Annotated in this window: 5 protein-coding genes; all 5 read left to right on the forward strand. The window is 43.6% G+C overall.

Translation table 11 applies throughout. The features are described from left to right. Positions 1-1,593 precede the first annotated feature (1,593 nt). The 5 genes from H575_RS06330 (at position 1,594) to H575_RS06355 (ending at position 13,589) form a co-directional block, all read left to right on the forward strand. Entirely contained in the window at positions 1,594-5,160 is a 3,567-nt protein-coding gene (locus H575_RS06330; RefSeq protein ID WP_042699659.1) for a helicase-related protein, read from the forward strand. Beyond that, positions 5,161-8,088 (forward strand): DUF1156 domain-containing protein, encoded by a 2,928-nt coding sequence (locus H575_RS06335; RefSeq protein WP_081406693.1) that lies wholly within the window; start codon positions 5,161-5,163, stop codon positions 8,086-8,088. After that, complete coding sequence (locus H575_RS06340) at positions 8,088-9,098, forward strand: DUF2971 domain-containing protein (RefSeq protein ID WP_042699661.1); 1,011 nt, start codon at positions 8,088-8,090, stop codon at positions 9,096-9,098. Before H575_RS06335 ends, H575_RS06340 begins: the two co-directional genes overlap by 1 nt. Before the next feature lie 122 nt (positions 9,099-9,220). Continuing rightward, entirely contained in the window at positions 9,221-12,028 is a 2,808-nt protein-coding gene (locus H575_RS06345) for an ATP-binding protein (protein WP_042699664.1), read from the forward strand. A gap of 1,198 nt (positions 12,029-13,226) precedes the next feature. Continuing rightward, complete coding sequence (locus H575_RS06355; RefSeq protein ID WP_042699670.1) at positions 13,227-13,589, forward strand: hypothetical protein; 363 nt, start codon at positions 13,227-13,229, stop codon at positions 13,587-13,589. Positions 13,590-13,702 lie beyond the last annotated feature (113 nt).

Raw genomic sequence — 13,702 nt, forward strand, 5'->3', positions numbered from 1 at the left:
TAGTATGTCAATTTGATAACATAAAGATATCCTCAGATTTTTGACGTGGGCGATTTGCGGGAAAAATGCGTGTTTCCGATGATGTATCCGGTATTATCTGCTGTGTCTACTGAGTGAGAACGATTTTTTTGCATTATCGCACCGCGCGGTTAGGGATTTATATGCTCTCTCATTCTAAGTTATTCGGGGAAGTTGATACCTTACAGCAAACAGAACGCTGCCGTCATATCTGCCCGAAATCTCAATCAACTTAACCCCGCAAAAGATGCAGGGAATGGGAGTCCCAGACAGTACCCAAACCCGCGGGCTAACCAGACGAAGGCGTCAAAAAAACAAAAAGTGTATGACGACCCGTTCTTCCGGGCGTTTTACTCTGATGAATGTATTGGAAGAATGAGAGAAATCATTCTCGCCCGTTGATCTTACGGGCGGAAATGAATGCGGGTGAACGATCCTGTCTATCGTTCGATGGACAACACCCGTTTTTGAGGGGGATGATGTGTGGAGAGCCGCTTTTTTTGGGGAGATAGTGTTCGGATTTATGTGATCGTTGGGGGGTGTGCTTTTCGATTTCGTGGACGGGATTTTTTTGGGTGGGCGCATTCATCACACTAAATTCACGAAAACATAACGCAAATCAGAGATTTGCTCGGCTGAGGTTGTCCGCTTTCAGCGTCCAACCCGCCAACGAAAACACGAAAATGAGAAAAGTTCGTTGGACGGTCTCCATTTAGTACCCTCCCCCGTCCCCCACGCAAACCTTCGGTTTGCTCGGCTAAGGTCGGCCGCTTTCAGCGTCCAACCCGCCCCCACACGAAAGCCACCAACTCGCAAACCTTCGGTTTGCTTAGCTGAGGTCGTCCGCTTTCAGCGTCCGACCCGCCAACGAAATGCACGAAAAGGGGGACAGGGGTGGAGAGAAGGGGGGATCGGTAAGCTCTGAAAAGGAAGGAGTTGAGATAGATGTGGATGCATGAGAAAAACCAACCGCGAATCGGCGCGAATCCCGCCCTTCGGGCTCCCAGAATCGGATTTGCTTATCCTCACTTGAACTCGGCGGCTCTCTCGCAAGTCTAACGACTTGCTCAGCTGAGGTCGTCCGCTTTCAGCGTCCAACCCGCTATCGATCCGCCGGTTCATCCCTCATCGGGAACGTTCGGGCAAATCCTGTCGCCGCCCCAGCGGCTCCTGTGAGGAGAAAATAGTATTTTGGTGTTGGGGGGACAGGGGCGGAGGAATCGTGTGGGGTGTGACGCTCTGGAAGGAGTATGGCTGGATGTGGACACATGAAAAAGTCAACCGCAAACCTGTGGTTTGCTCTCCGCTTCGCTTTCGTGCGGGTTTTTCTTTCATCTGTGTGAATATCAGTGTTTTCTCAGATCATTTTTTGGTTGAGCGTGAGACTGTGAAAAAATACGGCCCGTCGATTCCAATTTATTTGAGATCAAGTTTTTTCCGTTCATTCGGGGGTTTTTAGATGAAATTGAATAATGCAAATCTATGAAAACTATCATTCTTAATACCTGTAAAAACCTATTAACAATAATTACGCTCTCCATAAAGTGCTGATGATTAGATGAGGAATGGTGTGAAATGAAATTAGAAGAAATCATAACTGGATGCCTTATTCAGGGGATTTTCCCCGGTAAAATTGCAAAAATCATTGGAGTTGAACAATTATCTCCCGACATAATCACCATATATTACAAATTGGATGATGGCATCCCAAAAGAAAGGCAGCTATTCAGACGTGATGAGGACAAGTATTCTTTAGCAATTGAAGGGAGACATTTTGCTTTTGATGCAAATGCCGATGATTTTAAACTGGCTATGGAAGCACAGCGCATAGCCAATTCGCACCTTTTCGATCCGTATATGGCCGTTCATTCTTCCAATATCATACCTCTTCCCCATCAGATCACGGCCGTATATGAGTCTATGCTTCCAAAGCAGCCTTTGCGTTATGTTCTGGCGGATGATCCGGGAGCTGGAAAAACTATTATGGCAGGTCTGCTGATTCGTGAATTGATCGCCCGATCTGATATTGAAAGGATATTGATCGTCTGTCCGGGTGTTTTAGTTGAACAGTGGCAAGATGAGCTGGATGAAAAGTTCAATCTGAAGTTCAGAATTCTTTCCAATGAAATGAATGAACAGTGTCGTGGAAATGTTTTTGAAGAGCATAACTGCCTTATTGCAAGACTCGATCAGTTGAAACAAAATGAAGACTTCCTGGAAAAACTTGAACTTGTTAATTGGGATCTGGTGATCGTTGATGAAGCCCATAAGATGTCTGCAAGTCAAAATGGATCTGATGTGAAGAAAACACAGAGGTTCCGGCTTGGTGAACTTCTCGGATCCCATACTAAACATTTTCTTTTGATGACAGCGACTCCGCATAATGGAAAAGAAGAGGATTTCCAGTTATTCCTTTCTTTGCTGGATAAGGACAGGTTCTATGCAAAAATCCGCGGTGCTGCTGAGAGAGCAGATGTTTCTGATGTGATGCGAAGGATGTGTAAGGAGGATCTGCTGAAGTTTGACGGCACACGTCTTTTCCCTGAACGAAAAGCGGTCACGGCAAGTTATGAGCTATCTGATCTGGAGATGGAACTCTATGAGGATGTTACGCTTTATGTCCGTGAAGAGATGAATAAGGCTGAGCGGCTGGATAAAAATAAGAGAGTCAATGTCGGTTTTGCTTTAACGAGTCTTCAGCGTCGTCTTGCTTCTAGTCCGGAAGCAATTCATAAATCATTAGAGAATCGTAAGAAAAAGTTGATCGAGAAACAGAAAGATTGGGAAGAGGGTAAAGAAAGCAGGGGGTATGTTTCAGATGTGATGGCTGGTTATACAAAATCAGATTATAGTAAGTTTGAAGATGATCTGTTTGATGATTTAACAGGTCATGAATATGAGGAGCGCATAGATCAGATCACAGATAATTCAACGGCAGCCAGAAGTCTGGAAGAGTTAAAGAATGAGATCAAAACTCTTGAGGGTTTAGAGGAGAAGGCTCATCAACTTGTTTTATCCGAGAAAGACCGGAAATGGGATGAGTTGTCCAGACTATTGCAGAATACTCCTGAAATGAGAGGAGAGGATGGGAAACAGAGGAAGCTGATCATTTTCACTGAATATAAAGCAACTCTGAATTATCTTCAGGACCGGATCACGGATCTGCTTGGGTCAAATGAAGAGGTGGTTGTTATTCATGGAGGGGTGAAGCGTGAGAGCCGAAGGGAAATTCAGGAGAAGTTTCGGAATGTCCCGGATGTGCGTATTTTGATTGCAACCGATGCAGCAGGAGAGGGAGTGAATCTGCAGACTGCTCATCTGATGATCAATTATGATCTGCCCTGGAATCCAAACAGGATCGAGCAGAGGTTTGGAAGGATCCATCGTATTGGTCAGACAGAAGTTTGTTATTTGTGGAATCTGATTGCAAAGGATACCCGTGAGGGGGATGTTTTTGCAACGCTTTTTGCAAAGTTGGAGGTTGAACGCCAGGCTCTTGGCGGTAAGGTGTTTGATGTTTTGGGAGATTTGTTTGAGGATAGGTCTTTGGCAGATCTGCTTTTAGAAGCAATTCGTTATGGTGAAGACCCGAAAACCAAGGCGAGATTAAAGGAGAAGGTCGAGGGTGCTTTGGATAGAAAACATATCGAGGATCTGATTCGGCGAAATGCTTTGACTCAGGATATTATGAGTCCGGAGCGTGTATTTGCAGTTCGTGAGGAGATGGAGAAGGCAGAAGCAAGGAAACTTCAGCCGTATTTTGTGCGGTCGTATTTCCTGAATGCATTTTCAAAGGTGGGGGGAGTACTTAACCAGCGTGAGACGGGACGTTATGAGATCTCACATGTTCCAAGTTCTATTTTGGAGAGAGATCATATTTTGATCGATAGTGAAAGGCGTGACAGAAATCCAGTTGTTCATAAGTATGACAGGGTGTGTTTTGATAAGGAGGATATTGAGGGTAAGAATAAGCAGGCTGTCATGCTGCATCCCGGTCATCCTTTGATGCGGGCAGTTACGAGTATCATTCTCGAGAAATACGGCGGTCTTTTGAAACAGGGGGCAGTTTTTGTCGACCCGCTGGATAATGGACATACCCCTTCTATTCTTTATGTTCTTGATCATCGGATCACTGAGAGTAATGATCTTTCAAAGGTGATTTCCAGAAGATTTCAGTTTGTGAAAATGAATGAATTAGGGGAGGCGATGGATGCAGGTTTTGCACCTCATCTGGATCTGAGGTCTTTGACTTTGGAGGAGGAGAGATTCATTGAAGAAAAATGTGGTGAGGATTGGAGATCAGGAGCGGATAGGGATAATGTTCTGGATGGATATTCCATGTCATGGATCGGGGATGATGTCGAGCGAAAAGCTTTGTCTTATGCGAATATGGAGTTGGTCCCCCACCATTTTGATGAGATCAGACGCAAGCGTGAGGAGGATATTGATAAGACAAAATGTGCTATCCGGGAGAGGCTTTTAAAGGAGATCGATTATCTTACAAAACAGAGAGCCCGGTTTGAGGCTGATGTGAGACGGGGCAAGGGAGGGTCGATCCCAAGTCTTGAGAAGGTGAAGAGTGAAATCGAGCGTCTGCGTGACCGGCTTAAGGTTCGTGAGGCTGATCTGGATTCTCAGAGGGATGTTGTATCCCAGACTCCTTTGGTGATCGGGGCTTGCATTGTTTTGCCGTTCGGATTGTTTGAATATTTATCTAATGGGGGGCAGCCTTATTTCACCCCGGATTTTGACTGCCGTTCTGAGATCGAGATGAAGGGAATGCAGGCTGTTTTTGCAAAAGAGCAGTCGATGGGGTATGAGACGACCGATGTTTCTAAAGAGAACTGCGGGTGGGATATCACATCCCGGAAGAAAGATGGTTCGGGAATGATCATTGATGAGAGACATATTGAGGTGAAGGGTAAAGGTATGGATAGTCCGGTTGTAACTGTTTCCAAAAATGAGATCATGTATGGTCTGAATCAGCGTGAGAAGTTTATTTTGGCAATTGTGCGGGTGGATGGTGACGTGGTCATGCAGCCAAGGTATATTCATGAGCCTTTTACGAAGGAACCTGCATTTGATGTGGTGAGCCAGAATTTTGATGTGGAAGAGCTTTTAGCACGTTCAAAGGAGTTTTAGATGACAGAAATAATAAAACCAAAGAAGCTGATCGAGACCTCTATTCCTCTGGATGCGATAAATATTGAATCTGCCAGAGAGAAATCTATTCGTCACGGTCATCCGTCAACTTTGCATTTGTGGTGGGCAAGGCGTCCTCTGGTGACATGCCGTGCAATTCTGTTTGCCCAGATGGTGAATGATCCCGGCTGGAATAACCCGAATCCAACTCCTCAGCAGATCGGAATGTATGCGAATCAGCGAAAAAAACTTTTCAGGATCATTCGTGAGATGGTCAAGTGGGAAAACTCGGATAATGAACGCATTTTAAAAGAAGCAAGGAACGAGGTTTGGAAGAGCTGGGTGGAGACGTGCGAGGCGAATAAGGATCACCCTGAGGCTTCAACACTTTTTGATCCTGATGTTTTGCCGGCAGGTCATGATCCGTTTGCCGGAGGCGGAGCAATTCCTTTAGAGATGCAGCGTTTAGGTTTGACCGCGTATGCATCTGATCTGAACCCGGTCGCCGTGATGATAAATAAGGCGATGATCGAGATCCCGCCGAAGTGTGCTGGTCATGCTCCGATCAATCCTGGTTCAAAGAAGATCAGTTCTTCATGGAAAGGCTGCACAGGACTTGCCGAGGATATCAAATATTACGGTAATTGGATGCGTGAAGAGGCATTCAAACGAATAGGCCATCTGTATCCAAAAGTGAAGATCACGGAAGAGATGACCAAAGACAGACCTGATCTGCTTCCATATGTTGGTCAGGAATTAACGGTCATTGCATGGATATGGGCAAGAACGGTAAAGAGTCCGAATCCCGCGTTTGCAAATATTGATGTTCCTTTAGTTAATTCGTTTACTATTTCCGTTAAGCAGAAGACCTGGGTCGAGCCGGTAATTCGGGAGGACAACTCTGGCTATGATTTTGTGGTGAGAACGCAAGGGGAACCCACATTGAATGAGGGAACAGTAGGGCGGAAAGGCGGAGTCTGTATTATGTCAGGTTCATCGATGGATTTGTCATATATCCGCTCTGAAGCTCAAGCCGGAAGGATGGGTGAAAAATTAATGGCTGTTGTTTGTGAGGGTAAAAAAGGGAGAATATATCTCTCTCCTTTCTCTGAAAAAGCACTTATCTTATGTGGGAATGAGACCGTTTGGAAGCCAAATCTTAGGTTTCCTACAAATCCTCGAGATTTCCGCCTTCATCTTTATGGTATGGAAACATTTGGGGATATCTTTTCCAAACGTCAGTTAACCACTCTGAGTACATTTTCTGATTTGATTCCCGAAGTTATTAACAAAATCCGTGACGAATCTGCGGGCACTGTTGATGAAGATTACGCTAAAGGACTTGCCACATATCTTTCCTTTGTTCTCGACAAATGTGCTGACTACTGGTCATCGGTCTGCAGTTGGAATAGCGTTGGTGAAAAAATAAGGAATACCTTTGTTCGTCAGGCTATTGCAATGTCTTGGGGATATGCTGAGACCAATCCATTTTCAGATTCAACAGGGAACTGGATGGCAATGGTTGACTGGGTGTGGAAAGTTGTCGAAAGACTTCCTGGAAACGAATCCGGATATGCATGTCAGGCTGATGCTCAAAAGCAAACAATATCACAAAACAAAATCATATCAATGGATCCTCCATACTATGATGTTGTTATGTTTGGGGATATCTCAGACTTTTTTTATGTGTGGATGAGGCGTTCACTCAGAAGTTTATACCCTAATCTTTTTGAAACGATAGCAACTCCAAAAGAAGAAGAAATTATTGCATCCTCACATCGTTTTGGCTCGAAAGAAAATGCTTCCAAAGAGTTCATGAATATGATGAGTAAAGCGTTAACAAATATAGCAAATTTATCTCATCCTGCATTTCCTGTAACAATTTATTATGCATTCAAACAGGCTGAAACAAAAGAAGAAGGGACGGTATCTACCGGATGGGAAACCTTCCTTGACGCAGTCATGCGATCTGGTTTTGTGATTACTGGAACATGGCCTATGCGAACTGAGCGAGGAAGCCGTATGAATGCTCAAGATTCAAATTCATTAGCATCTGCCATCATTCTAGTCTGCCGTAAACGTGAAGCCAATGCTCCAAAGATCACCCGGAAAGAATTCATCAAAGAATTAAATATCAGATTACCGCAGGATCTGAATCTGATGACCGGTGTTGAGTTTGATGACAAAATAGACTTCAAAGTCTCTGCAGTTGATTTGGCACAGGCCGCGATTGGCCCGGGAATGGCGATCTATTCCAAATATTCCGGGATCCTTGAAGCCAACGGCTCAACGATGAGTGTGCATGATGCGTTACTTCTCATCAACAAAGTTCTAAGTGCCTATCTTGACAAGGACGACAACGAACTCGATGCGGATACAAAATTCTGTAAATCCTGGTTCGAGCAGAACGGATGGAACGAAGGAAAATACGGGGAAGCTGAAGTTCTTGCAACAGCCAAAGGAACGTCCATTTCTGGCTTACAGGAGGCTGGTGTATTACAATCAGGCCGAGGAAATGTCAGACTCCTCAGATTTACCGAGTATCCTGACAACTGGGACCCGGAAACAGACTCCAGACTTCCGGTCTGGGAAGCTCTTCATCACTTAGTAAAAGCTCATCAGGAAGGCGGAGACGCAAAAGCCGGCAGACTCTTTAGTCAGATCGAAAGTATGTCTCAGTCCATAAATCTTCTCGCAACCAGACTTTATCAGATCTGCGAACAGAAAGGCTGGGCTGAAGATGCACGATATTACAATGAACTGACCGCTTCATGGCAAAACATTGAAGAACGCCCTGGCGGAGATGCTAAAACCGCACGCGAACCCAGTAAGAAAAAGGAAGTTGGGCAGAAAACACTGGAAGGGTTTTCCATCCCGTTGACACTGCCATTTACTTTGGGAACCCTAAAAAAACCAGATGAAAAGTAATGACTGACCCTTATAATGAGCCGTGGGTTGAGGAATTCATCCAACAGTTTGGACAAACCAAGTCGGAAAACCCACCTAAATTTTTAAACGGAAAAAGTCCACATCTCCCCGATAAACTCTATCGTTATCGGGAGATCACCCAACAAAATTGTGACACGCTCGTTGGTGAGTGGAGCGATGCTATTGGGAAATTTTGGCATGTTGTTTGGCTGTCACACCCCAGTAAGTATGACGATCCGGATTCTCAAATGAGTTTTTCCGAAGACGCGCTCCAAAAACGTATATTTGCAAAAGAATGCCGCATTTATCTCGAAAATGTCTTAGGTATAGATATAGCCCAAAAAAAGATAGATGCTCTTCCGGAGGAAGATAACGGATTCTTTCTGCAGGGGCTAACAGCAGAAGTTTTGAAAACAGCTCGGGAGCACGGTGAAGGAGATCCACAACAAATACTAGATTTGATCAAAAAAGAATCTAAAACCAAAGAGAAAATGGATGCGTATAAGAAAAGCGTCCAAGATAGAATGTATGACGGACTTGCTATTTGTTGTTTTACCGATGAAAAGCACTCTGATTCTTTATGGGCCAAATTTGGAAACAACAATACAGGTATGTGTCTTGAATATGACATGACAAGATGTGCTAATTCTGACATACAAAAGGCCGAGATGTACCCGGTCTATTACTCTGATATTCCGATAAATCTGAGTGATCTATTAAGCTCTGACTTCAAGCGTACATATTGGAACCCACGGATATTACGAGCAATTCTCACGAAAAAAACTGAATTCCATGCCGAAAGAGAATGGCGTTTTGTATTAAGTTATCTCGCTAGTGAAAACGGACTTGCATTTCCGTTTATAAAACCATCCACAATTTATTTGGGTTCTGACGTCTCTTGTGAAAATCGAAAAAATGTTCAAACTATAGCCAAAACCTTGGGAATACGTATCGTTCAATTACACAAAGGTGACGAACCAAATACATATTCTGAAGAAATTTGTGACTGATCCAAATCAAGAATTATCTTGTTTCTGCAAGAATTCTCGTCTCCATTTTGTTAAAAACCATACATCTATTACACTTAACAGACCATAACCTATTACTTACTTAATTTAGAGAGAGGAGAACTTTGTCACTAAAACCTTGGAGAGAAATAGCAGAACCCCGCGACGACGTATGTACTGGAACCTTCCAGCAGGCAGAATTTGCAGCCGATATATCTGCCGTCCGGAAAAAGATTGCATCCAAAGAATACACCGATCCTGAAAAATTCTTCGCCATGACTTACATCACAAAAGGCATGGAAGACCTCATAAAATCAGTCTTAAGGAGAATATCCGGAACAGGAGGAGATCCAGTAATACAACTGCAAACCTCCTTTGGCGGTGGAAAAACCCACAGTCTCCTTGCGATATTCCATATTGCCAAACAGGAAAAACCTCTCACCTCATTAAACGGACTTTCAAAAATACTCGACGAACTCCAGATATTTGATCTCCCAAAATCCAGAGTAGTTGTGATCGATGGAACAAATCAGAACGTAAGCCAGCCAATAATCTATGGAACTCTGAAAGTCAACACACTCTGGGGTGATTTAGCCTACCAGCTCGGCGGAATAGAAGCCTACGAACTGGTAAAACAAAATGATCTCGAAGGAACTACTCCTTCAAAAGATTTATTCATAAAACTTCTCTCAGATTATGGGCCAGCCGTCATTTTAATGGACGAACTCGTCAGATACATATCACAATTCAGATCTACAGGATCATACTTAGGTGGAACATACAACTCAAATCTCTCCTTCATTCAAAACCTCACTGAAGCAGTCAAACAGGTCCCAAACGCAATATTACTAGCCTCACTTCCAAATTCTGACAAAGAGGCTGGAGATGAACACGGAATAGATACATTAAACACCGTAAGCCACTACTTTGGCCGTATCCAGAGCATTTGGCGACCAGTTGAAACTCAGGAATCCTTTGAAATAGTGCGAAGAAGACTCTTCAAACCGATCACAGGCGACGCCGTGAGAAAAGAGATCTGCAAAGCGTTTGCAGACAATTACATTCAGAACGCTGAACATTTTCCGCCTGAAACTCAGGAAAGCACATACCTCACCAGTCTGGTAAATGCTTACCCTATCCATCCAGAATTATTTGACCGACTTTATAATGACTGGTCATCACTTCCAACGTTCCAGAAAACACGCGGTGTTCTCAAACTCATGGCAAAGATCATCTCTGAACTTTGGAATGAAGGAAACTCTGATCTCCTCATTATGCCAGGAAACCTCCCGTTAGACGATGATGTGAAAACTGAATTTCTTTCATACCTTGATGCAGGATGGGACCCTGTAATTGATGGAGATATCGATGGAGAACGTTCTGAAGCTTACCGACTCGACTCTGCCCAGCCAAGACTTGGAAAAGAACTTGCCTGCCGCAAAGTTGCACGGACTATTTTCCTTGGAACAGCTCCCGGAAGCCAAAACAGACTCAAACGCGGAATTGACAAAAAGCAGATCATGCTTGGAATTGTCCAGCCAGAACAGTCGATCGCAATTTACTCAGATGCTCTTGACCAACTGAGCAACAAACTTCATTACCTCAATATTGGTGAGGATCAATACTGGTTTGACATCAAACCCAACTTAACCAAAGAAATGGAAGAGCGTAAAAAACGCTTCAACCTTGATGATACGATCCTCCCTGAAATCAAAAAAATTCTTAAAGATGTATTCAAACCGTCTGGAATATTTGAAGCAGTCCATATATTCACTCAAAGTTCAGACATACCCGACGACAAATCTCTGCGTCTTGTAATTCTTCCGCCCGGAGAAAACTATAACAAACTCATAAACTTCAGCACCGCACAACCATACGCAAAAAGTGTCTTAGAGACCCATGGGATCCAACTGAGAAAATATCAGAATCGTCTCATCTTCCTTGCTGCTGAGGAAAATTGTGTCAGCAGATTCAAAGATCATATCGTTTCGAAACTTGCATGGGAATCTATCGTTGAAGATTATGAAAAACAAGCGCTTGTATTGGATAGTATTCAATCTAAGCATGCAAAAGATAAAGCAGTATTCAGCGCAAAAACAGCCAAGCAAAGTGTTCGTGAATGCTACAAACACATACTGATCCCAGAAATTATATGTGTTGGCAGAGAAGTCCCGAAGGATTTTGAATGGAAAGAGCTTCTATTGAATTCTGGAAGTCATGACCCTGTACGTGATATACAGAAAAATTTGCAGGATGAAGAGTATATCATACATGAATGGGCTCCGGTCCATCTCAACTCTTGTCTTCGGAAATGGTATTGGAACAACAAACACCATGTAACTGAAGAAGAGTTCTGGGACAACTCATGCAGGTATCTTTATTTCTCGCGTTTATCCAATGAAGGTGTTCTTCACTCTGCGATTGCTGATGGTCAGGAAGTAAAAGACTTCTTTGGAATCGCATACGGATTCGAAGACGAAAAATACACAGATTTCAGGTTTGGAACTTCTGAAAGACATTACATCAAAGACAAAGCCGTTTTACTCATTGATCCGATTGTTGCTGAAGAATATCAAAAATCATTAAAACCGGTAGAACCTCCGGTTGATATTATAGGGCCTGTAATCCCTAAACCAGGCCAAGTCGATCTAACGACGAGAACATTGCCACCAAAACCAATCATTACAGGGCCATTAATGAAAAGATTCTATGGTTCTGTAGAACTAGATCCTATAACTCCCGCCAATGACATGATGAATATCACTGAAGAAGTGATTCGTCAATTCACAAAGTTAGGAGCAGATGTTTCGATCAAGGTTGAAATAACGGCAGTTGATAGAAAAGGATTTGGACCTGATTTACAAAGAACAGTTAAAGAAAATACCAAGCAACTTGGATTCAATACTGAGAATACAAACTTTGCTGAAGAGTGAATAGTGGTAAACTGACAGATTGAGTATAAGGTATATATCCTTTTTTTATTCCATAAACAGAAAAACCTCGTAAAGGAGCCGCTGGGGCGGCGACAGGATTTGCCCGAACGTTCCCGATGAAGGGACGAGCCGTTGGGTCGATTAGACCCAACGAGCGAGAGTGAGGAAAAGCAAATCCGATTCTGGGAGCCCGAAGGGCGGGATTCGCGCCGATTCGCGGTTGGTTTTTCTCATGTGTCAAAACGAATGCCGTACAAGAAATCGAAGTACATCTGCTTTGTCCCCCGAACCCCAAAAACCACCCAACTTCCACACGAAAACCGCCACTTCCACTCCAAAAACACCCCCAGCCCATCAAAAACACCCAACCCCATACACACAAAAATCCCCCCTCAAACAAAAAATACGCCCATTCCTGCCGTATTTCCCTCCAAACACACTCATCCTATATAAAATACCAACCTGGACGTCCAGAAAATTCGATAACCCCCCAGAGACTACGTCCGTAAGTAAGTAAATACGGGAAGAAAAAAATGCTCATCAATCACTTTTTTTTTAGACGTCTAGTTGTATTATTATTATTTTATGTACAGTACAGAAGAGAGAGAGAGAGAGAGAGAGAGATCGAACCAAAAACAAAAACAAATCATATTTAAGCTTTTCCGACCGTAAGGACGTAGTCTGAGGGGGGTTATCGTTTTTCCTGGACGTCCACGTATATAATTTATATACAATGACTCTGCCAAACCGAAAATACGCCCATTCCTGTCGATTTCGATTTTTACCCACCAAAAATAATCACAAAAAATTCATCAAAATTGATCACCGAAAGTCGATTCTGGAATCGAAATACCTATTTGCGAATACAAATCGAGTCGTTTTTCATCATCAGACCCCTGTTTTTCACCACCCCTGTTTTGTTGTCAAATTGCTAGCAAATATCGCATTTTCCGAAACACTCAAATACCCTTCTGCGAAATAGTTTGTTAGCAGATTGTCAGCATGCTTGCTACCAATTCTGCACAAGACCCGGTCACCCGGGAGGAAGTGAGATCTATATCACAAAAATTTACTCTATGCATAGGCGACTTGGACAAACACCTCTTTGACGCCTTTGCAAAAACGTATCGACACGGTGAAACATCCAGGATCATCCTCGGGCTCATCCGTAAACACATGAAAGAGGTCCATCAGATCTATGCCTGACTACAAAATCTACATCCCCGAAGCAAAAGCCCCTGTCCTCTACCAATTCAAAGAACAGTTCGGCAAAGACGCATCCGGTATGATCGTCGACTTCATCGAAAACGTCCTCAGGGATGCCGGCAGCTCAGAGACCATAACCTGCTCAGCCGACCAGATCCATCAAACCTACTTCGGCGACATCGAAAGCGAAAAAGCCTTCCTCTATCTCTTCGATACCCGGGAAAGCGCAAAACTCGCTCTCAAAAACCGTCTCGATGCCCTCTATCAGAAACATCCTGACATCTACCTCGATGTCCTCGCACAGTTCAAAGAAAAATACCCAAACCTTGCAAAAATCACAGGAATCAACCAATGAAACAAACCACAAACAGCGAAACCATTCGCGAAAAACATGCCTGCCCTAAACCAGCGTCTAAACAGTTTCAGGGAACAGGCAACAACAGATTCGATTCGAAGACACAAAAAACC

Origin of the sequence: Methanocorpusculum bavaricum DSM 4179 (assembly GCF_000430905.1) — an archaeon.
GTDB lineage: Archaea > Halobacteriota > Methanomicrobia > Methanomicrobiales > Methanocorpusculaceae > Methanocorpusculum > Methanocorpusculum parvum.